Raw genomic sequence first — 22,862 nt, 5'->3', positions numbered from 1 at the left:
ACGATGTGGACCGGCGATCGGTCCACGAGGCACGTCCGACGCCGATCTCGCGGTCGAAATCGTCAGTACCCGTCGTCGAGGTGGGTCCCTGATGGGGTCGCCATCGGCGTTTCGCGACCTCACGACGCTCCTGCTGGATGTCCTGCAGGCCCGCCTCGCGGGTGGAGACGACCCACTCGTCGAAGAGCACCAGGTGAAGCCGCTGTCACCGGCGGCGATGGACGACGACTCGAACGTCCGCGTCGGGCTGTATCTGCACGCGGTCTCGACGGACACCGGCCGGACGAGCGAGCCGCCGGAAATCGACGACGGCCACAAGACCCGGCCGCCGCTGCGACTCGAAGGGCACTACCTGCTCACGGTGTTTCCGGATCCGACGCTCGAAGAGGAGGGCAACGGCGTCCTCGACCAGCACGAGGTGCTCGGGACGGCGATGCAGGCGCTCTACGACAACAGCGTGATCGAACCCGACAACGTCCCGCCGTCGATCGGAGACCAACAGCTCACCGTTTCCCACGACGATCTGGACGAGGGCGAAGCGCTCGATCTCTGGCGGTCGTTTACGGAGGGACCCAAACAGCCGTGTGCGACCTACCGCGTCGGGCCGATCTCGATCGACTCGACCCAGCGAACCGCCTTCGAACGCGTCAACGAACGCGATGTCCGCGTCTCGCGGGACGAAGATCCCGCTGGAGCGACGGATACGACGGGGAACTGAGCGGGCCGATCGGCTGCGGAGACCCGTCGGGGCTCACTCGGTCTTCGAATCTGCTGGCCGTTCAGCGCGGGTCGAACGCGATGGGAACGGTGCGTCGCGGCGATAACAATCCGTCACCGCGTACTCAGGCGGCATCGGGCGGCGCGTCCTGTCTGATCGCGTAGAGGCGCCAGCGGCCGGCGTCGTCGGGCCGGCACTCGATCTCGGTTGTTAGCTCGTGGGTGTTCGAGGCTTCGACGAACTCGAGAACGACACGCTCGTCTTCGTCGACGATCCGTTCGATCGAGCCCACGAGGTCGACGTTGGACAGATTCATTGCCATGACGTCACGTTTCGAGAGGATGTCGACTTCTGCCTCGGGATGATACAGGGTGCTCAGGCCCTCGCGGTCTTGCGCCTGGACGCGGTCGTAGAAGTGTTGGACGACGGACTCGGGGTCGAGGGCGTCCTCGGAGCGCTCTGCGGGCATATCTTCGTCACCGAGCTTCAGGCTCCCGTCTTCTGTCGGTCGGCCGTACGACTCGCTCTCGTTCGTGTTGGTCGTGTCCGACGCCTCGTCGACCGGTTCGCCACGGACATCCTCATCGGCGCCGTGGCCGTCGTCCTCACTCGACACGTCATCGAGTCCGTCGCCGTCGAGGTATCGCATGCGAAACCGAGTATCGAAGTCGCGGCTGACGTGCTTCGTCTCGTAGGTTCGCAGGCGATCCTCGTACTGATAGAATTCGTCGTCCTGCAGCGCGACGCCGCCGGCCTCGCTGGCGTATTGCAGACCGAGGAGCACGTGATCGAAGGTGATGGTAACGTCGTCGAGCGCGGTCGTCTCGCCGTCGAGCGGCTGGCCGTCGTGAGCCTCGGTGGCGGCGATGTAGGCGGCGTACTTGGCGACCTTGCGGATGATCGCTGGCGTGAGCGTCTTCATCCCCAGGAAGTCGAAGTCGAAGCCGTCGGTGTCGACGGTCGCTTCGTCGGGGAAGCTCTCGCGCCAGAGGCGCCGACGCAGATTCTCTTGTGGGATATCGAAGCGAATGGAATGGGCGATCCGACGCTTGAACGCGGAGTCGATTCCCGCACGCTTGTTCGTCGTCAGCAGGGCGATGCCGTCGAACGACTCCAGGCGCTGGAGGAGGAAGTTGGTGACGTTGTTGGCGTGGCGGTCGGTGGCGTCGCCGACGTCGGTCCGCTCGCCGAACAGCGAGTCGGCCTCGTCGAACAGGAGGATGGCGTTCGATCGTTCGGCCTCGTCGAGCAGCGCGGCGAGTTGACTCTCGGTCTCGCCGATGTACTTGTCGACGATCTGAGCGAGGTCGACCCGGTAGAGGTCGAGGCCGGTCTCGTTCGCGAGTACTTCGGCGGCCATGGTCTTCCCGGTACCGGGCTGGCCGTAGAACAGCGCGACGACGCCGTCGCCGCGGCTGCCGGGTTCGCCGAAGCCCCATTCGCTGGTGACTGCGCCGCGGTACTGGAGGTGACCACAGAGCTCCCGGAGGTGCGTCTTCGGTTTGTCGTTGAGGTAGAGATCGTCCAGCTCGTAGCCGGGTTCCATCCGGTCTGCGAGTGCTTCGAGGTTGGACGCGGAGTAGCGTTTGCACGCCGCGTAGAGGTGGTCCCGTTCGAGCTCGCCGTTCACGGGGGCGAAGGCGTCTGCGGCGGCGTGCGCTTCCGGCGCCTCGACGACATCCTGCTCCGAGCGACAGAGGTATCTGGCCGTCTGGACCGCGTGGCGGATGTCGCGCTGTGAGAGGCGGAAGTTGGTCGCGACGTTCTCGACGAGGTGGGACTCGGCGACTTCGTCGGCGTACTCCTCCCAGATGGCCAGTCGCGTACTGTACTCGGGGAACGGACAGCGGACGGTCTCGACGCGGTGGTGTGCGAGGTCGACGTCGGGTTTCCAGGTCTCGGTGTGTGAGACGAAGACGTCGCCGGGTGCGTCGTCGAATCGTTCGACGACCGAGTCGACCGTGGGGGCGTCGGGATCGCGCATCACCATGCCGCCCTCGTCGTCGACGCCGACCGCGGGTTCCTCCCGGCGGTCGGTGACGCGTTCGAGGTCGGTGAGGTGGATCGCGGCGTCCTGCAGGGCGGCCTCGCGGATCAGCCGCGTACACAGGTCGTCGTCCTCGACGATGTCGATCGCATCGGCGCGGAGGATCGTCGTCCCGTCGTCGGTGAGGGCGGCTGGGAGGCGGTCCTTACCGGTGCCGTCCTCGCCGGCAAAGTGGTAGATGGTGGGCGCGTCGGTGGCAGCCGAGCGGTCGCGAACAGTCTCCAGCGTCTCGGTCGTCTCCTCGTCGAAGAGCAGATCGGAAAGCGTACGGTCGGCTCGCTCGATGGAAACGAGAGCGGCGAGCGCACGATCGAGACTGTCGTCGCCCTTGAGGTAGTCGACGATGCGCTCGTCGACGGTGACGGTGTCGAAACTGGAGGGGGTTGCAGGTTGCCCGATGTTCCTGACGAGCAGCCCGTATTCGAAGAGCGGGGAGGTCGTGGTGAGTGCCTCTTTCGGGGAGACGTCGCCGGGCGACGAGCCGTGGCCCATTCGGGCGAGAATCCGTTCGAGAACGGTTATCGGTGGCGTCAGCGGTTGGTTCATTCCACTCAGTGAGCCGTACACGGACGCGATACTCCAGTCGACTTCGGGCGCTAACGCGAGTAGAAAGGCGTCGAGGTGCGTTCGCGATAAGCCGAACGATCGGGCGAGCGTATCGAGGCGAAGGTCGAGTTCGGTCGTTCGTGCGAGTGAGACGTCGTGTTCGATTTCGGCAGCACGTTCCGAGAGGGACGCTTGCAGTCCGTCGTTGGGGTACGGTTCGTTGGCCGCTTCGAGTTTTTCCCCTCCTGGTGACACTGCGCGGACTTTCTCTCCGAAGGTGGCCAACTCGGAACCCGCCGCTGCATCGTCGTCCGTCGCATCGGCGACCGGCACGTCGGCGTCGATCCGCTCCGGAAGGCCTGACAGCCCGGAGAGGCTAGCCACTGCGAGGAGTATCCGATCTAATTCAGCTTGAATATGCTCCCCGGGCCGTTCGTACATGTGACGTACGTCCTGTATGGATGTAAATAATCCTTTGTTTCAGGAAGTGTATCGAATAGTACTCGGTGGGACTCGACGCTCGGATCGTAACCGAGGGGACGAACGGCCTTTTCGAGCAATTTTCGATCGAGGGGCCGACTGTATTGATGGAAAGAATTATTAGCTAAACTATAAAATTAGCAGCTATGGCTGTTTGGAGTCCCTGTCGACTACCGTGGAGACGGTCGCCCGACGGCAGGTGTCGTCGATGAGTAAGGGTGTCGCTCGTCGGCGGTCACGTCGGTCATCGTCGGAGCGCGACTCGGACGAGCGCCATTCGCGCCGGCGCTCGCGACGTGAGGTACGGGCAGCAGCACCGGCGGTCGAGGGAACCCCTGGAACGCCGATCATGCGGGCGGCGAAGCCGACAGAGGTTGAGCCGATCCCGCTCGGGCCAGAAGCGAGTGCGCGAGCTGCGGAGGTATACACCTCGTTTGCGAATCGGCCCGACGAGATCCCGGACGACAATTCGCGCCAGAATCTGGCGTCACTCCAGCGGAACATGGACGCCCACGAGGCGACGGGCCCGGCGGGCGACGCCGGTGTTCCCGAGAGCGTCCGCGAGGTACTCTCTTCGTCGGGCCAGTCGCTCGACGCGTCAATCCAGCGCGCGGTCGAGGACCGGATGGGTGACTCGTTCGGTGACGTGCGAATTCACACGGGGCCATCCGCCGCGAAAGCCTGTGAGGACATCAACGCGCGGGCCTTTACGGTCGGGAACCATATCGCGTTCAATTCGGGTGAGTACGATCCCGAGAGTCCGCAAGGGCAGCATCTGTTGGCACACGAACTCGCGCACGTTCGTCAGCAGACGGGCGGTGCCCTGTCGATGATGCCCCAACAGAACGTCGAGCTAGAGATCGATCCCGACCCACAGCTCGAACGCGAGGCCGAGGAGACCGCCCAGCGGGTCATGGAGGGTGGCGAGCTCGGTATTCAGCGGATGGGGAAGACCGAAGTGCATGTTCAGCGGTCCGTTCGAGGGACGCTATCGTCGATCTCGGATTCGCTGTTCGGCGGCGAAAACGATGACGACGGACTGTCGCTCGAATCGATCGGCGACAAATCGGGCGTCGAGGAGCGGCTCTACGCGCTAACGGAGAATCAGGAGCAGCTAGCGGCCAAAGTAGATGAGTTAACTCAAAAAGTGGAGGGTGGACTCTTTCAGGCAATCGCGGACGCTGGCGCCGGTGAAGCCATCAAGATGGGTGCGACCGAAATCGGGAAGCAGGCAAACGTTCCGTTCGGTGAAACAATTGGCTCACTGACTGGCGCAGCCCTCCAGGCGATCTACAACAATCGCGACAGAGTTTTAGAGATTCTCGGACTCAAGTCGGAGAATGTGGACGATTCAGAATCTGATACCGGGGCGGAACCAACTGCTGGAAAAGGGGGTAATGTCTAAATGAAAGCTGTTCTCACTGGTGAAGTTGATAGCGTAGTTGGAGTGAACTTAAGGGACAATAATGGGGCAGAACATATTCTAGACGTTCGGAAAGACGATGGCAGCATTCCAGCACATCAACAAGACGGGTATCCCGACAAAGCCGACGAACGCACAAGCAAGGGCAACGAGATGGTGCGCCAGGCCCGCGACTACGCGAAGTGGTACGTCGCCCAGGAAACGGAGTACGACACCGTTCCGTGGTACCTCAACACGGGTCGACTGAAAACAGTCAGGGACGCCGTCGGCAAGTGCTCCGAAGAAGAACTCGATCACCACTTCGGCCAGTTCTACCGACAGCTCGCCGGCGAGTATAAATCTCACGTCGAGCAGCCACTCCCGAACCCGGTTCCTGAGGACGAGGCGATCGACCGGTATCGCGAGTACAAGTACGACATCTATCTCACGGCCGACGAGAGCGAGATCGAGACGACATCGGGCATCCACGTGATGTACTACGCAGGGAAAGGTGACCCGCGAATCATCGATGGACACGATCCCTATTCGGATCGGAAACCCGATGGTCGACTCGAACACGTGGCGATCGATCTGGAACGAGACCAGTTTGCCACCTTCCTCGACTACCACCTTCGGTGTCAGATCCGCGATTCGTACCTCTCCCGTGGAGAGGAACCGCCAGAGGAGTACCGCGTTCTCGGTCCGGGGACCGACCACATGATGCGCCGGAGTATGTCGAGAGACTACGTTCCCGATTATCACGACTACAACGGCGATATCGACGGTTATCGGGCAGAAGATACGTTCAACGCTGGGATTTTCGCGCCAGTACTAGACCTGATTCGCTGAGTTGAAGGGGTGTAACAGCCGGACTCGTTTCACACAAGTTCTTGCTCGATGTCCTCAGCTGTTCGGCTCACCGGCGGGTCGTGTTGATTCGCCGATTCTGCGGTCGAAACCCGGCCGTTCGTCAATCGTGGCTACGACAGGAAGGACCAGTGTACTCGGGCGGGGAACACCGCTTTTTGGGTAACTGCTTACCACGTTTGAATCCCCACATAGAGGGGTCGACGTCGCACGTCCGCTCGCTCGTTGTCACCCGCGAATCGTTCCGCCGTCGATCGGGAGTTCGGCACCGTTGACGTAGCTCGCACGTTCGCTCGACAGAAACGCCACGATGTCGCCGAGTTCGTCAGGTTCGCCGATCCGTCCGAGCGGCACGCCGGCGGCCATCTCGGCGAGGCCATCGTCGTAGTCTGTGTACTCGCCGCGCTCGACACCGGAATCGATCAACTCGGCGACCCGGTCGGTTTCGATCAGACCCGGCATGACGGCGTTGACGCGGACGGCGGGAGCGAATTCGCGCGAGAGTGTCTGGACGAGTCCGCTGACGCCCCGGCGGACCGCGTTCGAGAGCAGGAGGCCGTCAACCGCTTCGGTGACCGTTCGCGACGTGATGCAGACGATCGAGCCAGTCTCGGCGTCCACCAGGTGCGGGTGGGCGCACTCGATGGTCCAGACGGCGCTCATCACGAGTTGGTCGTAGGCCTGGTACCACTGGCGCTCGGTCGTCTCCAGAAACGTCGTGCCCGGCGGCCCGCCGGCGGAGGTGACGAGGTGATCCAGCCCGCCGAAGGCGTCGACGGTCGCGTCGACGAGTCGTTCGACATCGTCCGGGTCGGTGATGTCGGCGGTGATCGCCAGGACGTCACCGTCGCCGACGCGTTCCAGTTCGTTCGCGGCGTCGTTGAGTCGGGACTCGTCCCGACCACAGATCGCGACGTCCGCTCCCTCGCTCGCCAGCGCACGTGCACTCGCGCGACCGAGGCCGGCCGAGCTCGCCGTCACCAGCGCAGCGTCCCCGTCGAGATTGAGGTTCATACGAACACCGCTATCGCCGAGATGTAAAGTGTTCGGGAGCGATACTCACTGAAGTACCGATCGACGTCCTCGTCGACGCGTGGGCGACATGCCGGCGATTTCATCTATCCTTCCGTCGCAGGCGCTCGCTCGAGACCTGTCTGACGAAGCGTTAAGTATCGTCACCGCACACTAGGACGCAGGATGGGCAACAAGAACAAGACGATCTCGTTCCGGGTCAACGAGGAAGCCTTCGCGGCGCTCCAGGAGATCGCCGAAGAGCGCGATATCTCGTTGTCCGCCGTCTTCCGGGACTACGTCGATACGCTCATCGAACACGACGGACAGGTCGCGGTCGTGCCGGAGGACGAACTCGACGGTGACGAGTCGGACGAGAACGCATTCCCACCGACCGTAGAGGTACCAAAGAGCTTCCTGCGGGAACACGAACGACTCGAACTCGAGACCGAGCACCTCCGCGAACAGCTAGAAGAGCACAAGGCCTACGTCACCGACCTTCGTGACCGCGTCGACGACGAGGAAGAGGAAGTGCTTCTGCTCGACGATCTCGACGAAGACGAACCCTACCAGCTCGGCTGACGACCGGGTTCACCCGTCCTGCCCGAAGTCCATTCCAGTCGCCGACCGCCTTACCGCGCCAGTTCGTCTTTGGCCTCGCGAATTGCCGTCTGTTTCTCCGGATGACCATCGACACCAGCCAGCCCTTCGGCTGCCTCGAGCGTCCTGACGCCGCTGTCGAGAAACGAGAGGACGTCGCCCGCGTAGGCGTAGACCATGTAGTCGTCGCTCATCACGTCGACGATCGCGTCGGGACCGAGCCCCTGTGCGCGCAACTCCAGCAGATACTGGATAAACTTCCGCTCCGGACAGCCACAGTAGGGGTTGTCCTGGCAGTCACAGTCGAGGAAGTCACTCGCGAAGTCGAGGACCCGTTCGCGCGTCGCATCGTCCAGTTTCTCGAGGCCCTCGCCCTGGAAGAGCAAGTCGAGTGTCGCCCCTTTGAACGCCCCCTTCGGGACGTTCGTCTCGAGCTGCGAGGCGAGCTGGCGGTGGTTCTTGACGTATATCTTGTCGGTGATGGCCACGCGTTAGTGACCCTAGTGGGTGCCCGGCGAAAAATCGTTCGGGTCGAGGCCGATGCACGTACGCTATGACGACTGTTTCCGATACTGTGCGGGGAGATCACATACCTATGGCGAGGCGAAATGTATATCAGGCCCTCAGCGGATAGATATGAACGCAACCGTGTCCGGGTTGGGGTAATGGTTATCCTTCAGCCTTGTGGAGGCTGAGAAGCGGATTCGATTTTCGCACCCGGACTCATAACTTTTCAAACATATGCTCGAGTAGCCTGGGCAGTACGGTAGGCATTTCCGGAAATCGGAAATGACTCCACCACAATTTTCCATGAGCAGGTCGGATAATAAGTAGATGTATCCGTGCCCAACGTGTGAACGATCATTCGCAACCAAGCGGGGGCGGGCTGTTCACTACACAAGTACTCATGACGAGCGCCTTCCGAATCGAACGTGCAATTACTGCGGAACCGAGTTCCACTCTCCCTACGAGAAAGCGTACTGCTCTGACGAATGCCTCTCGAAGGCTGACCCGTACGCTGGCGAGAACAATCCAAACTTCCGCGGCGGTAAGGAGGAAACCGAATGTGTTCTCTGTGGAAAGTCCTTTTCCTATTACCCATCTGAGAAAGTAGGTCTCTATTGTGCTGAGTGCGTAGATACTGCCGAATGGCGCGAAATACCTCCGAATACGGGTGAGAATAATCCTCGCTGGTCCGGTGGCAAGCGCGAGTTCGAGTGCGCCGTCTGTGCCGAGCCCGTCGAGCGCTACCCCAGCAACGCGACCGGTGACGTGATTCTCTGTAGGGAAGCCTGTCGCCGAGCGTGGCTCTCCGAATCGTTCACCGGAGACGGTCACCCCAACTGGAAGGGTGGCGGTAACGAACCCTACGGCGAGGGCTGGGCCGCGACGCGACGGGCGGCGCTCGAACGCGACGGCTACGCCTGCGTCCGCTGCGGAACCGACGCCGACGCGCTCGGCCGCAACCCAGACGTCCACCATATCGTTCCAGTCCGCCACTACATCGAAGCTGCTGCGTTCGAGAAGACCGACGCCCACACGCTCGAAAACGTCGTCACCCTCTGTCCGCCGTGCCATCGGAAGGCGGACTTCGGTCACATCGCTGCCGAGACCCAGCGCGAACTGATCGACGTCACGCGGCCGACAACCGTCCCTGCCGAACCGGGACCGACCACTGGCTGAACCACGTATCCGACGTCTCAATCGGCGAGGCGTTTGTCCATCGGGGTTACGGAGCCGCTTTGCTGGACGACGTCGAGGGCGGTCATGACGTCCGAACGGGAGATGATGCCGATGAGCTCGCTACCGTCTGCATTCCAGCCCGCGTCGGGCGTGACGACGAGCAACTGACCGACGTTCTCCCCGCGCATCTGCTCGATCGCACCCATCACGTCCGCTGCTGGTTCGACCGTCGGCGGCTCGTTTCGCATGATCTCCTCGACCGTGTAAGCTTCGCGCTCGACTGGTTTGACGTTCCGTGCGTCCGAGAGCGTGGCGATCCCGACGAGGCGGCCACCGTCCAGAACGGGGTAGGCGGTGTGGCGTTCCTGGAACATGCGCTGGACGAGTTCCTCGACGGACGTGTCGATGCCGACGGTTTGCAGTCGGTCCGCCGGCGTCATGATATCGGCGACGGTGACGTCCTGGAAGGCGGCCTTCATCGTCACCTGCTGGGACTCGCCGGAGGCGGCGATGTAGACGAATAGCGCGACTGCAATGAGCAGCGGATTCCAGGCGAACAGCCCGAACAGCCCCATCAACACGGCGAAGAACTTGCCGACCGTCGCGGCCTGCCGGGTTGCCTTCGCGTAGGGCTGATTGCGCGCGAGGAGTGCCCGAAGCACTCGCCCGCCGTCCATCGGAAACGCCGGAAGCAGGTTGAATACGGCGAGGACGACGTTCAAGATCGCCAGATACGCGAACGTGAATCGGAGGCCGGCCCACCCGAAGGGGAGGAGCTGAAACAGGGCGAAGGAACCGATTCCGAGCAGCATGGAGACGGTCGGGCCGGCGATGGCGATCGCAAACTCCTGGCGCCAGTTTTCCGGCATGTCTGTGAGTGACGCGACACCACCCAGCAGCCAGAGGGTGATCGAGTCGATGGGATAGCCAAAGCGCTGGGCGGTCAGCGAGTGGCCGAGTTCGTGTAACACGACGCCGGCGAACAGCCCGACCGCGGCGACGAGCCCCCAGAGATACGGCGTTAGTCCTCCGGTCAGCGCCGCGATCTGTATCTCGGCGCCCAGCACCTCGTTGAAGATCCCGGCGGCGTCTTCGATCTGGCGACCGATGAGCACCGCAAACACCGGCAGGATGAGCAAGAACGTGACGTCGAGCTTGATCGGGATCCCGAAAAGCGAGCCGATCCGGAAACTCTTCCACATAGCCACCGATACCGCCGGTGGACCCTTAAACGACCCGCCGATTTGCTCGGAACTGGACCCGTCGCGTCATCACCGTCGAGATTCAGACACTCATTGGATAGGATCCGGACACGTATTGGATGCGGCCGTGGGCCGTTGTCTCACCGTATTCGCGGTTCGAAGCCTTTATCCGCGTTCTGGGCTTCGGTTCCGGTAAGTAACCACAACCATGTCCGACAAACCAGCCTCAATGTACCGGGACATCAGCAAGCCGGCGTACACGCGACGCGAATACATCACCGGCATCCCGGGTTCGAAGATCGCACAGCACAAGATGGGCGACATCAAAGCCGATCAAGACGACTACCCCGTCCAGATCAGCCTCGTCACCGAAGAGGAGGTCCAGATCCGACACGGGAGCCTCGAGGCCTCGCGCCTCTCGGGCAACCGGTACATGATCAAGCACGCCGGCGAGGGCAACTACAAGATGATCCTGCGCAAGTTCCCCCACCACGTCATCAGGGAGAACAAGCAGGCGACCGGCGCCGGCGCCGACCGTGTCTCCGACGGCATGCGCCAGTCCTTCGGGAAGATCGTCGGCACCGCGGCCCGCATCGACGCCGGCGAGCGTATCTTCACCATCTGGTGTGACGTCGAGGACGCCGACTTCGCCAAGGAAGCCATGCGCCGCGCCTACAACAAGATCACGCCGCCGTGCAAGATCGACGTCGAGAAAGGCGAGCAGAAGCTCATTTCCTAAACCGAACTTTTCCTCTGCGTGCGGTCGCTGCGCGACCGCACTCGGGAAAACTTCGATGAAAAGCACTCTTCCTTCCCCTACAGCGCCGCAAAGCGGCGCTTCCGGGTCAGTTGTCGGCCCGCTCACTCGGCCAGTGCCTCGTTCGCGGAATACGGAGCTAGGGGAAACCAGCCCTTCCCCGTGCGGCTCGCGGGTCGCTGGCGCGACCACGCGTTTTCGGCCACCGCTCTGGCTCGAAAATGGCCAGCTCCCGCAGGAGGCTGGCTGGCCGGATCGTGTCCGCGCCACCTCGGATACCTTTTTGCGCTCGCGCTCGCTCGTTCGGGTATGCTGGAGCTCGCGGTGGCGAATCGGGAGGAGACGTTCGAGCGGATGCGAGAACCGCTGGCCGAGCGCGGGATTCGGGCCCGGCACGTGCCGGTGAGAGAGCGGGTGATCCCGCTTGGTGGCGATGCGCCGATCGACGCGACCGAGTTCGACGTCGGGTTCGTCTATCCGGGCCGATTGATGGAGGGCGGCGTGGCCGACGCGATACTCGACGTCCCGTGGGTGAACGGACTGGCGGCGGTCGCGACGTCGCGGAACAAGGCTGGGGTGCTGGCGAGGCTCGATCGAGCGGGTTTGCCGGTTCCCGACTCCGTCTACGTCTCGAATCCGGTCGACGAGGGCGAGCTCGTCGACGTCTACGATCGCTTCGAACCGCCGGTCGTGGTCAAGCCCAACTCGACGACCCGCGGTGTGGGCGTCGCGAAGGCCCACGACCTCGATTCGTTCCTCGGCGTCTGTGACTACCTCGGGCTGGTGCAGGATTACAAAGCGACCGGCGACAAGTCCTTCCTCGTCCAGGAGTATCTCCCCGATGCAACGGACTACCGGGTGATGGTGCTCGACGGTGAGTACGTGGGGGCCGTCGAACGGCGCCTGCCAGACGGCGCTCGCGAGGCCGGCCAGTGGAAACACAACGTCCACCGGGGCGCGGAAGCGAGCGGTGTCGAGCTCTCGGGGGAGCGACGGTCACTCGCCGAATCGGTTGCGAAAACACTGGATATCGACGTTCTCGGGGTCGATCTCCTCGCGACCGACGATCGGGTCGTCGTCACCGAGACCAACGCCAGACCGACGATCGACACGGCGACGAAGTACGAACCCGACTTCTACGATCGGCTGGCCGCTGTGATCGAAGCCAGCGCGGAACTCGGGTAGTGCCACGGCTGGGTGCTGGGTGCGGATCGGGAGGAGACCGCAGTTTCGGGCGCGTCGATGTGCCAAGGCAAAAACTGTGTTGTGCCGGAGAAGAACTGTGTGTCAGCGGGTGCGATTACTCGAGGCTGATGCCCGAACTCTGCTCGGCGGGTTCGAAGACGACCTCGAGCACACCGTTGTTGTACGTCGCGCTCGCGGTGTGTTCGTTGACCCGCCGGGGGAGCGAGACGCGTTCGTCGTACTCGCGGTGGTCACTTCGGGCGGAGATAGTCAGGGTCTTGCCGTCGCACTCGAGTTCGATGTTGTCCTTCTCGACGCCTGGAAGGTCGGCGACGACGCGGATCTCCGTGTCCGTGTCGTGGACATCGACGTGGGTGTCGGTGCCGAAGCCGGTATCGACCGTCCCCGCCGAGGACTCGAACTCGACGTTCGCACCCTTCATCATATCGTTCATCATGCGTTCGATCTCGCGAAAGAGATCGTCGAAGGGTTCGTCGCGGTCGTCTCGTCTCATAGCAGACGGTTGCGCCCGACCGTCCAAAAGCTTTCTGTCGGCGAACGGGTTCGCGGTCGGGTGTCGGCGACGGCGGCGAAGCGAGTCGAGCCCCGGGAGTGCCGACTGCGTTACCGGCCGATGTCCATCGCGTCGTTCGTGGTCTCGATGCTCTCGGCGGCGTCGGCGGCACCGGTGACGGCGCGGATGGCGTCGACGTTCTCGGGGACGACGTCCGACTCCTGGTGGATCGCCTGGAAGAGGTAGAGATCCCGCCCTTCGGTCGAGATGGACTCCTCCCAGATGCAGTTCTCCCAGAGGTCGCCACGCGGTCGCCCGACGTCGTGAGCGTACTCTTTGAGCTTGCCGGCGCCGTCGATGTCGAGACTCTCGGGCACGAGGAAGAGGCGATCCTCGTCGGCGAGGTGGTCGCGCACGTCGGCGGCGTCGACGGCCGACGAAAGCGTGACGTTCAGGCTGTGGACGTGCATGAGCGTCGCCGGGACCTTCATGCCGAGCGTGTCGATGTCGACGTCGGGGAAGATGGTGTTGACGTCGGGGCCGTGGTGTGAGGGGATCGTCACCGGATTCGGGAGGATGTCGTTGATCGGGCCGCGGGACGTCTGGCCGGGGTCACCGCCGCGACGCACGAGCGTCGCGCGGACCTTCTCGATCCCGTAGGCCTCCTGCAGTGGCGCGATCACGCGCGAGAGTCCCGTCGTGTTGCAGGAGACGACGCGAACGTGGTCGGCGTCGACGGCGTCTTCGAAGTTCGACCGGGCGTTGAAGCTCACGTCGGCGACGTTGGCATCCTCGCCACCCTGGTAGAGCGCCGGCGTGGCGTACTCGTCGTACATGGCCTTGTTCTTGGCACCGATCCCGCTGGGGGTGGCGTCGACGACGACGTCCGCGGCCTCGACCAGGTCGGTGACGGGGCCCGCGATCTCCATTCCCGCGTCTGCGAACTGGTCGGCCCGATCTTCGATTGCCGCGTACAGCGGGTAGCCCCGATCGAGTGCCGATTGGGCCTCGAAGTTGGGCCGCGTCTTCGCGACGCCCAGGACTTCCATGTCCGGCTGGGCCCGGACGGCGTCTGCGACCCGTTTGCCGATCGTTCCGTAGCCGTTGACCGCGACCTGTATCATATGCGCGACTCTCCACTACCGAGGGGGTTAATCGTTTCGAGGTCTCCGCGCGGTGGTCCGCTTCGCCGCGTTGTTTCTCGCCGGTCGCGGTCGGCTCCACGCCGGTAATCCGACGGACACTGGCTTCCGTCGCCACGAGTAAGAAGGTCTTTCCGCTGGCCACGCGCATGGCGTCGTATGGAAGACGATGCGTCTCTACTGGCCCCCGCACGCACCGCGGTCGAGCAGTGTCTGGCCCTCGATGCGTCGGAGTCGTGTGTGATCGTCACGGACGACAAACGCCAGCCGATCGGGCAGGCGCTCTACGAGGTCGCGAGCGAGATCACCGACGATGCGGTCGTCGTTCGCTACCCGGTGGGTGAGACCCACGGGAGCGAACCGCCGTCCCCGGTGGCCAAGGCGATGGCCGATGCGGACGTCGTACTCGCACCGACGACGAAGAGTTTGAGTCACACGCGTGCACGCGGGGACGCGAACGAGGCCGGTGCTCGGGTCGCGACGCTTCCCGGTATCACACCTGACGTGTTTACGACCGGTCTCGACGCCGATTACGAGGAGATCGAAGCCCGCTGTGAGGACGTTCTCGCACAGGTCGAGGCGGCCGACGAGATCCGTGTAACGGGCGACGGCGGGACCGACATCACGTTCGACGTGGCCGATCGACGCTGGAACGCCGACACCGGCATCGTCCACGGCGCCGGCGCGATGTCGAACCTCCCGGCGGGTGAGGTATTCGTCAGCCCCGAGTCGGCGACCGGCACCTACGTCGTCGACGGAACGATGATGCCCCACGGACTGCTCGACGACGATCAGACCCTCTCATTCGAGGTCGAGGACGGCCTCGTCACCGACATTTCGGACGACGACATCCGGGAGACGGTCGAGACGGCCGCGGACGAGGTCGGTGACGCCGCCTACAACCTCGCGGAACTCGGCATCGGGACGAACGTCGCCGTCACCGACCTGGTCGGTTCCGTCCTCCTGGACGAGAAGGCAGCCGGAACGATCCACATCGCCATCGGCGACGATGCCGGGATCGGTGGCGACGTCGAGGCGCCGATCCATCTGGACGGCATCGTCCGCGACGTCGACGTGTTCGCCGACGGCACCGAGGTCACGCTCCCCGAACCGGTCGACTTGGCGTAACGTGACTGGGGCCGAAACCGGCCGAATCCGTGTGACGAACTCGACGGCACGATTTTGCTGACGTGGTGTGCGATCACGACTGACGGTATTTGGCCGTCGAACGCGCTCCAATCCCCTTTTACGCGCGTGGCCTGTAGCCGACTGCATGAGTGATGTCGAGGATCGACAGGCCGTTCCGTGCCCGTCGTGTTCGCCGGCCGTCGAAACCGTCCACGAGGTACTTTCACCGGGCGGTGGGTCGCTGACGGTTCGCTGTGGCGACTGCGGCCACGTCCACAAGATTCAGCCGACGAGCGAGGCTGAGGTGACGCTCGACGTCGTCGTCTCGCAGGGCGGCGAGTCGACGGCGGCCAACGTGACGACGCCGGCGGACGAGACGATCGCCGTCGGCGACGAATTTCTCTTAGAGACCGAGACGATGCTCGCAACCGTTCGGGTGACGAGCGTCGAACTAGACGGGGACCGGCGACGGGAGTCGGCGCCCGCCGACGATGTCGAGACCGTCTGGACGCGCGAGGTCGACAACGTCGCGGTCAACGTGACGATCCACCCTGGGGACGGCACACACGACGAGAGCCGTGCCACGACGATTCACGTCCCCGGCGATTACGAATTGACCGTCGGCGAGGTCGAGACGTTCGGCGAGGACGAGTTCGAGATCGACGCCGTCGTCGTTCGCGGCGACGCCGACGGCTACAACCGGGACCGATACGAGCAGGAGGGCGACACGGTCTTCGCGAAGGATACGAAGCGCGTCTACGGCTGGGACGAGACGTCCACAGCCTGGTCGGCCTGGTGACTGTCGGTTCGCCCGGCACACACCGGCCGACCTGACAGGCGTCTTCGCAATTACACCGGTCTATTTTGCCGAATGTGGAAAGCTGAGCCCACGCACCGTCGCACCATACCGGTCGAAAAATTAGGTCCGGTTGCCGGGAACGCTGCAATCGCAACCGTGAAATCTGTCGGCAATCGTGGGGTTCCTGCAAGCGCGTCTTTGATGACGGTCGCTCGGATAGCCGACGTATGGATCGTGCTGTCCTCCGGGAGGACATGATCGATAGCCTCCAGCACGAGCCGAAGAACGTCCTCACTGACGAGGCGGTCGCCGTCGCGATGAGCGACGTCCCTCGCCACGAGTTCCTCCCAGCGTCGGTCGACGCCTACGCTGACCGATCGTACGAGTGTGAGGGAACGCGAGCCCTCTCTCCGAGTGAGGCGGCACGCCTCGTCCAGGGGCTCGATCCGACACCGGGCGACTCCGTGCTGGTCGTGGGTGTCGGCGTCGGCTACACCGCTGCGCTCCTGGCGGAACTGGTCGGCGAGGAGCACGTGCACGCGGTCGACATCTCCCGACCGATCGTTTCCCTGGCCCGATCGAACCTCGCGAGCGCCGGCTACGGGGGCGTCCTCGTCGATCGTCGTGACGGCTCGTACGGGCTCCCGGAGTACGCGCCGTTCGACCGCATTCTCCTCGAAGCGGCGGCCGTCGATGCACCGATGGCGTTGACCGAACAGCTGGCCGACGGCGGCCGGTTGGTCTATCCGCGTGGCGCGACGAATCAGCGGCTCGTCGCCGTCACCGACGACGGTCGCACCGATTTGGGGGCCGTGTCGTTCGCGCCGATCCTCGTCGAGGGCGAACAGTCAGGAGCGTTAGAGCGCAATCGAACCGCCCGGGAGGACTTAGAACACGCCGTTCGGCGCACAGAACGCCGTCGTGGCTGGGAACTCGACTGGATCGACTGGGAGTGAGTCCGCTCATTGGCTGTGTACTCGTGGTTACGTGTGGCTCACGTCGCGCAGTCACGCCCAACGGTGGAACTGTCTTCACCGGTCACTATCGGTCGGTGAGTGGAAAACGGTGAGACCGTGGGGGTCCACCGAAGTAGGGATTGGGGGGTGGGGTGGGTGGCGACTAGTACCGTCGTAGCGCCACTTACGGGTATGACAGCGGCGGGGTTAAGAATAACCGCTAACTGTTTATGGCTATTGGGAAATCAACACTAATTGATTAAAAACCGCTGGGCGGCCGGCATCGTTCCCTGACATTGGTCGACCCAAACACTACTGGCTACCGTTCGTGCCGTCCGCTCCGATCGGTCCGGTACTATCGACGGGGCCGGTCGTCCAGCACACGGTCGACGATCTTCCGCTGGGCGGCCCGGAGATGATAGTGGAAGGTTGGCGGCGAGATATCGAGCGTCTCGGCCAGATTCTCGCCCGTGCTCTCTCGGGGCCACTCGAAGAAGCCGCTGTAGTGTGCGGAGTGCAGCGCTTCGAGTTGTTTTTCCGTCAGGTGCTCCGTCACCTGCTGTGGCCGGTGGTCCGGCGCGGTCTCGGTGCGGTGTTCTCGCCGGGCGGTGAGTTCGGTGTCCGGATAGCCCGCTTGAACCGCCTCGACGAGCGATCGGGTGTCGATCTGCGAGGGAAGGACGAGCGTGACGGTCGTTCGACTGTCCGTCGTCGCGGCGTTGACCAGTTGCGTATCGTACTCGACGAGCGTCTCGAGAAACGGTGTCGCAGTCACCGTCACGTCGAGTAACGTCGAGTCTTCGCCCGCCGAGACGATCGAGACGTCGTCGATAGCTGTGAATTCGTCGGCCAGGGGGTCGCTCTCTTCCGGCGGTAGATCGGCTGGCACCCGCACGAAGCACGTCCGGAGGCCGCTCGTTCGCTGGAAGATGCCCTCCAGCTGAATCGGTCGACCGAGGGCCGAGCGGAGCCGGTTGAAGAGGAGGTGATCGTCCCCACAGTCGAGTTCGATTTCGATTCGTTCGTCGGTCACCATCGCCCGGGTTCGTTCGGCGCTCCTGATCGCGTGCCCGATTACTTCGCCGAGTTCTCCCAGGACGTCGCGTTCGCGTTCGGTGACCGCATCCGCCGCCGTCGCGTGCACGACGACGGCACCGTATCGCCGTTCTCGGCCGGTCAACGGGACGGCGAGGACGGTCTGGAAACCGTGTGTCAGTGCCGTCGTCCGGCGGGGGTCCCAGGTTGGTTCGTCGAGTACGTTCGCCACGACGCGGACGTGCTCTTGATCGAGTGCGGCGGTGACCAGGTCGACTTCCGGTGCGTCCGTTCCATCGGCTCGAATCTGATCGGCGTAGGTCTCGTCGATTCCGGCCCAGGCCGAGGGATTCCACGGTTCTCGATGGGGCGCCAGCCAGGCAGCCAGGTAGCGATCGCTCGCTGCGAGTCGTTCACAGACGGTCGTTTCGATCTCGGCCCGCGTCGTCGCCTGGGCGATCCCCTGCGTGATATCTCTGACGAGTTCGTTCGTGTGATCGAGGCGCGTCAGCTCCTCGTTCTTCCGTGTGAGCCGTCGATCGTGTTCGCGAAGCAGTTGTTCGCGTTCGGCCCGATCGAGTGCAGCTTCGGTGTTCGCCGCGAGAATCTGGATGAGTTCGATCATCGTCTCGTCGAAGCCGTCTCGCACCTCGCTGCCCGTGACGAGCAGGCCGTGCGACCCGAGGGGCACGAGGACCTCGCTCTGTCGGCGGCGGTCGTCTGCGGGTGCTGGGCCGGTGCTAACGTCAGGAACGTACGACAGCTCCCCGCCGGAGAACGTCTCCCAGACGTGGCCGTCACCCTGCTCGTACGTTCGATCGGGGTCGAGCGTGTCGGCCGTACCCGGCGTCGACGCGACGTGTTCGAGCGCCGCGGTCGTGGGTTCGAACCGGTAGGTCGCGACGATCGGCACGTCGAGGATATCGCCCGCCGTCTCGACCAGCGCACGATAAATCTCGTGTTTCGTCCCGGCTCGCATGAGATCGCGGGTCGTCTCGTGCAAGCCGGTGAGCGTCCGCTCGTAGCGCTGTTCACTCTGTCGTAACTCCGTCTCGGCCCGGTACTGGCCGACGGCGTTTCGAATCTGGTTCGCCAGCAGCGTGTACTGTTCGCGTCCGGACTTCTTCTGCAAGTAGCCGGTGACGCCGGCCGCGATCGCCTCGCTCGCGATCTCCTCGGAGCCTTTCCCGGTAAAGAGGACGAACGGCAGGTTCTCGTCGCGTTCCCTGACGGCCTCTAACAACTCGAGGCCCGTCATTCCGGGCATATCGTAGTCGCTCACCACGCAGTCGACGTCGCGCTCTTCGACCGTCGAGAGCGCTTCAGCCGCCGTCGTGACGGTCGTCACGTCGAGCGTCNAACGGCAGGTTCTCGTCGCGTTCCCTGACGGCCTCTAACAACTCGAGGCCCGTCATTCCGGGCATATCCTAGTCGCTCACCACGCAGTCGACGTCGCGCTCTTCGACCGTCGAGAGCGCTTCAGCCGCCGTCGTGACGGTCGTCACGTCGAGCGTCTCGTCGACCCGGCCGAGCATCTCGGCCGCCAACTCGGCGAAGCTGGGTTCGTTGTCGGCGAGCAGGACGGAGACCGAGTCGATCGACGTTGCCCCTGGCACAGGTACGTCGTGAGATCGCCGTCCAGGTACTAATATATTAGCACCACCTCTTGCACCGTCGACCGCCTGCTATACAGTTCGTGTTGGTACTCGTGCCGGCACAGGTCGTCGATCTGCACCTGCTTGGTTGATTGGCTGCGTCATCGCTGGCCGATTGACCGTCGAACCCGGTCACTACCCCCACGGCCGGCCACGCCCGCAACTGGGTCGTCACGGGCCTGCTCTCGCAGGTATCGCCACTATTCGGGTATCCGGGGTCGTAGGCGTGTATGGTGGGCGAAGAGCCACGATTCGATTTCACCAGAGACGTATCGAGACGGACCCTCATGCGCGCCGGCGGCGGACTGGCCGTCTTCGGGATCGCTGCCCCGGCCGAAGGGACCTTCGACCCGGCGGACTTCGACGTCACTCCGCTCCAGCAGCTGGACGAGGTCGAGGTCGATCCACGGGGACTCCAGTACTTCACGATCCAGCAGGCGCGTGTCGTCCACGATCTGACCGGCAGGATCTATCCGTCCGACGACCTCGGTCCGGGCGCTCCCGAGGCCGGCGTCGTCTACTTCATCGACCATCAGCTCAATTCGGCGTGGGGACGCGGCGAACAGTGGTACATGGAGGGCCCGTTCGCCGGCCGGGATCCGACCGACCCGTTTCAGAACGAGGGGGTTTCGACCGACGAAGAGACCGACGTCCCCTGGGCGGAGACGACGCCGGCCCAGACACAGGGCTGGCAGTATCCGCTCACACCGAACGAGGCCTACGACCGTGGAATTGCTGCGATCGAAGCGCACGTCCAGTCGACCTACGACGCGTCGACGTACACCGAGCTCGATGGCGACCAACAGGACGAGGTCGTCGCGGCGCTCGAAGCCGACGAGGTTGAGACGTTCGAGGGAACCGGCATCGCCGCGGGCGACTTCTTCGCGCTCCTGTATCAGAACACCCTCGAAGGGATGTTCAGCGATCCGATGTACGGCGGAAACAGGGAGATGGTCGGCTGGCGGCTGAAGGGCTTTCCGGGAACGCCGGGTGCTCTCGGTAGCTATCGAGAACTCATCACTGACGACGAGTACATCGAACTGGCGGAAGGCGACTATCGAAAACTCGCCGACGACGTCGCCTCACTCGGCATCGACTCGGACAACGAGGTCCCAGCGAACGAACAGAGCGAACAGGGTCACGCACACGTACACAATGCAGCCGAAGCCGACTATCCCAAGATCGTCGATCCCGCTGCCGCCCGGGGCGACGCGGATCCGGACTCGGCACCGACGGGATCGGTCGACAGTGCAGACGGCAACGGCGCTCCCGAGGTCGAGGACGGACAGATCGACAACTCCGAGGCCGCAGACGGGCCGTCAGCTGAGTCTGCGGGCGACGATGGGGGTGACCGCTGATGGTGCAGCAACTGGATCCCGTCGACGTCGTCACGGTCGGTGCCGGCTGGACGGGCGGCATCATCGCGAAAGAACTCGCGCAGAACGACTACTCCGTCGTGAGCCTCGAACGCGGCGGCGAGCGCGAGACGGAGAACTTCTTTACCGTTCACGACGAGCTGGGCTACGCGCTCCGGTACAAGTTGATGCAGGATCTCTCGAAGGAGACGATCACGTTCCGGAACGCCCCGGAGGACACCGCCCTGCCGATGCGTCGATACGGCGCCTTCTTGCCCGGAACGGGTGAGGGCGGGGCGGGTGTCCACTGGAACGGCGTCACCTGGCGATTCCTCCCGTACGACTTCCAGATCCGCTCGCAGACGATCGATCGCTACGGGGAAGACAAGATTCCCGACGGGATGCAGCTCCAGGACTGGGGACTCACCTACGAGGAACTGGAACCGTACTACCACACCTTCGAGTACACGGCCGGGATCGCCGGCGAAGCCGGAAACATCGACGGGGAGACCCAGGACAGTGGCAATCCGTACGAAGGGCCGCGAGCGGACGAGTATCCGCTTCCGCCGATGCAGCAGACGCCGGCACTCGGGCGGTTCGCGGACGCCGCGTCGTCACTCGGCTACGAACCGTTCATGCAGCCGTCGGCCAACCTCACCGAATCGTACACCAATCCCGACGGCGTCCAGCAGGGGCAGTGTCAGTACTGTGGATACTGTGAGCGGTTCGGCTGTGAGTGGGGTGCGAAAGCGTCGCCGATCACGACCGTCCTCCCGGCTGCCAAGGAGACGGGCAACTACGAACTACGAACCCACGCAGACGTGATCGAGCTTTTGTACGACGACAGCGAGGGCCGAGTGAGTGGCGTCCGATACGTCGACCGGGAGACGGGGGACGTCTACGAGCAACGGGCGACGGTCGTCGCACTGACGGCCTACGTCCTCAACAACGTGCGCCTCCTGCTCCTCTCCGATATCGGCGAGCCGTACGACCCGGAGACGGGTGAGGGCGTCGTCGGGAAGAACTACTGCTACCAGAACTTCGGCGCCAACGTGACCGGCTTCTTCGACGAGGAGGCCTGGAACCTCTACATGGGTGCCGGCGCGCTGGGTACGGCTATCGACGACTTCAACGGCGACAACTTCGATCACTCCGATCTCGACTTCATCCACGGCGGGAACGTCGCGATCAGTCAGACGGGTGCCCGCCCCATCGTGAACAATCCAGTTCCGCCGGAGACACCGGCGTGGGGATCCGAGTTCAAACGCCAGAGCATCGAGAATAACCACAGCACACTCGGCGTCTCCTGTCAGGGGTCGGTCCTCCCCTTCCGCGATAATTACCTCGACCTCGATCCGAACTACACCGACCAGTACGGCCGGCCGCTCCTCCGAATGACCTTCGACTGGCACGAGCAGGATCGCAACCTCGTCGAGTACGTCGGGCCCTACCTGGAGGAGATCATGCAGGAGATGGGTGCGGACACGGTCGACGCGACGACCGCACTGGAGGGGAGCTTCGACATCACGCCGTACCAGTCGACGCACAACACCGGCGGGGCAATCATGGGCGACGAGCCGGCCGATTCCGTGGTCAACACCTACCTCCAGAACTGGGATGCCGAGAACCTGTTCATCCCCGGCGCGTCGGCGTTCCCCCACAACAGCGGCTACAACCCGACCGGAACAGTCGGGGCACTGGCCTTCCGGGCCGCCGAGGGCATCCAGGAGTACCTGAACGATCCTCGCCAACTCGTCACCCCGTAGCCGGGTACGAAACC

The 22,862-nt window shown here is 63.6% G+C and carries 20 protein-coding genes; 12 read left to right on the top strand and 8 right to left on the bottom strand.

The genetic code is table 11. The features are described from left to right. Window positions 1–91 precede the first annotated feature (91 nt). Window positions 92–718, top strand: coding sequence for a DUF4255 domain-containing protein (locus C479_RS05770; protein ID WP_007699226.1), 627 nt, complete (start codon window positions 92–94; stop codon window positions 716–718). Between the two features lie 124 nt (window positions 719–842). Here the strand turns inward: C479_RS05770 and C479_RS05765 are convergent, their stop codons facing one another. After that, a complete protein-coding gene (locus C479_RS05765) occupies window positions 843–3,752 on the bottom strand; it encodes an ATP-binding protein (RefSeq protein ID WP_049907100.1) in 2,910 nt (969 codons plus the stop codon). A 388-nt stretch (window positions 3,753–4,140) separates the two neighbouring features. Here C479_RS05765 and C479_RS05760 point away from each other — a divergent pair, with 388 nt between their 5' ends. Both C479_RS05760 and C479_RS05755 read left to right on the top strand, forming a co-directional pair. Further along, the gene (locus tag C479_RS05760; protein ID WP_007699208.1) at window positions 4,141–5,196 is read left to right on the top strand and encodes an eCIS core domain-containing protein; all 1,056 of its coding nucleotides are present in this window, start codon (window positions 4,141–4,143) and stop codon (window positions 5,194–5,196) included. Next, window positions 5,197–6,042, top strand: coding sequence for a hypothetical protein (locus tag C479_RS05755; RefSeq protein WP_169317770.1), 846 nt, complete (start codon window positions 5,197–5,199; stop codon window positions 6,040–6,042). A gap of 246 nt (window positions 6,043–6,288) precedes the next feature. Here the strand turns inward: C479_RS05755 and C479_RS05750 are convergent, their stop codons facing one another. Continuing rightward, window positions 6,289–7,074, bottom strand: coding sequence for an SDR family oxidoreductase (locus C479_RS05750; protein ID WP_007699202.1), 786 nt, complete (start codon window positions 7,072–7,074; stop codon window positions 6,289–6,291). A gap of 183 nt (window positions 7,075–7,257) precedes the next feature. Between C479_RS05750 and C479_RS05745 the strand changes: the two genes are divergently transcribed. After that, complete coding sequence (locus C479_RS05745) at window positions 7,258–7,653, top strand: ribbon-helix-helix protein, CopG family (protein ID WP_007699200.1); 396 nt, start codon at window positions 7,258–7,260, stop codon at window positions 7,651–7,653. 50 nt (window positions 7,654–7,703) lie between these two features. On the opposite strand, the gene C479_RS05740 is transcribed toward C479_RS05745, so the two are convergent. Further along, entirely contained in the window at window positions 7,704–8,159 is a 456-nt protein-coding gene (locus C479_RS05740; RefSeq protein ID WP_007699198.1) for a DUF5814 domain-containing protein, read from the bottom strand. Between the two features lie 784 nt (window positions 8,160–8,943). On the opposite strand from C479_RS05740, the gene C479_RS16755 reads away from it, so the two are divergent. Next, complete coding sequence (locus tag C479_RS16755) at window positions 8,944–9,354, top strand: HNH endonuclease (RefSeq protein WP_007699197.1); 411 nt, start codon at window positions 8,944–8,946, stop codon at window positions 9,352–9,354. Window positions 9,355–9,371: 17 nt separating this feature from the next. On the opposite strand, the gene C479_RS05730 is transcribed toward C479_RS16755, so the two are convergent. Continuing rightward, window positions 9,372–10,556, bottom strand: a complete 1,185-nt coding sequence (locus C479_RS05730) for a site-2 protease family protein (protein WP_007699195.1) — start codon at window positions 10,554–10,556, stop codon at window positions 9,372–9,374. 208 nt (window positions 10,557–10,764) lie between these two features. Here C479_RS05730 and C479_RS05725 point away from each other — a divergent pair, with 208 nt between their 5' ends. Both C479_RS05725 and C479_RS05720 read left to right on the top strand, forming a co-directional pair. Continuing rightward, complete coding sequence (locus C479_RS05725; RefSeq protein WP_007699192.1) at window positions 10,765–11,295, top strand: 50S ribosomal protein L16; 531 nt, start codon at window positions 10,765–10,767, stop codon at window positions 11,293–11,295. A 327-nt stretch (window positions 11,296–11,622) separates the two neighbouring features. Next, window positions 11,623–12,498 (top strand): ATP-grasp domain-containing protein, encoded by an 876-nt coding sequence (locus tag C479_RS05720; RefSeq protein WP_007699190.1) that lies wholly within the window; start codon window positions 11,623–11,625, stop codon window positions 12,496–12,498. A 115-nt stretch (window positions 12,499–12,613) separates the two neighbouring features. Here the strand turns inward: C479_RS05720 and C479_RS05715 are convergent, their stop codons facing one another. Both C479_RS05715 and C479_RS05710 read right to left on the bottom strand, forming a co-directional pair. Further along, entirely contained in the window at window positions 12,614–13,012 is a 399-nt protein-coding gene (locus C479_RS05715) for an Hsp20/alpha crystallin family protein (RefSeq protein WP_007699187.1), read from the bottom strand. A 110-nt stretch (window positions 13,013–13,122) separates the two neighbouring features. Next, window positions 13,123–14,136, bottom strand: a complete 1,014-nt coding sequence (locus C479_RS05710; RefSeq protein WP_007699184.1) for a type II glyceraldehyde-3-phosphate dehydrogenase — start codon at window positions 14,134–14,136, stop codon at window positions 13,123–13,125. A 177-nt stretch (window positions 14,137–14,313) separates the two neighbouring features. Here C479_RS05710 and C479_RS05705 point away from each other — a divergent pair, with 177 nt between their 5' ends. From C479_RS05705 to C479_RS05695, 3 genes are all read left to right on the top strand, one after another. Further along, window positions 14,314–15,282: an aminopeptidase gene (locus C479_RS05705; RefSeq protein WP_007699181.1), complete on the top strand. Its 969-nt coding sequence runs from the start codon at window positions 14,314–14,316 to the stop codon at window positions 15,280–15,282. A 145-nt stretch (window positions 15,283–15,427) separates the two neighbouring features. Further along, window positions 15,428–16,081 carry an HVO_0476 family zinc finger protein gene (locus C479_RS05700; protein ID WP_007699179.1) on the top strand — a complete coding sequence of 218 codons (654 nt, stop codon included), beginning with the start codon at window positions 15,428–15,430 and terminating at the stop codon, window positions 16,079–16,081. Window positions 16,082–16,308: 227 nt separating this feature from the next. Continuing rightward, on the top strand, window positions 16,309–17,037 hold the full coding sequence (locus C479_RS05695) for a protein-L-isoaspartate O-methyltransferase family protein (protein WP_007699176.1): 729 nt from the start codon (window positions 16,309–16,311) through the stop codon (window positions 17,035–17,037). 355 nt (window positions 17,038–17,392) lie between these two features. Here C479_RS05695 and C479_RS05690 read toward each other — a convergent pair whose 3' ends face one another. Continuing rightward, entirely contained in the window at window positions 17,393–19,420 is a 2,028-nt protein-coding gene (locus C479_RS05690; protein ID WP_007699173.1) for a bacterio-opsin activator domain-containing protein, read from the bottom strand. Between the two features lie 79 nt (window positions 19,421–19,499). Beyond that, window positions 19,500–19,688: a response regulator gene (locus tag C479_RS05685; protein WP_007699167.1), complete on the bottom strand. Its 189-nt coding sequence runs from the start codon at window positions 19,686–19,688 to the stop codon at window positions 19,500–19,502. A 269-nt stretch (window positions 19,689–19,957) separates the two neighbouring features. Between C479_RS05685 and C479_RS05680 the strand changes: the two genes are divergently transcribed. Continuing rightward, a complete protein-coding gene (locus C479_RS05680) occupies window positions 19,958–21,085 on the top strand; it encodes a gluconate 2-dehydrogenase subunit 3 family protein (RefSeq protein ID WP_049907098.1) in 1,128 nt (375 codons plus the stop codon). Beyond that, window positions 21,085–22,848 (top strand): GMC family oxidoreductase, encoded by a 1,764-nt coding sequence (locus tag C479_RS05675; protein ID WP_007699161.1) that lies wholly within the window; start codon window positions 21,085–21,087, stop codon window positions 22,846–22,848. The genes C479_RS05680 and C479_RS05675 overlap by 1 nt, the downstream gene beginning before the upstream one ends. Window positions 22,849–22,862 lie beyond the last annotated feature (14 nt).

It is taken from the genome of Halovivax asiaticus JCM 14624 (assembly GCF_000337515.1).
Lineage (GTDB): Archaea > Halobacteriota > Halobacteria > Halobacteriales > Natrialbaceae > Halovivax > Halovivax asiaticus.
This window is presented reverse-complemented; position numbering and strand designations above follow the sequence as displayed.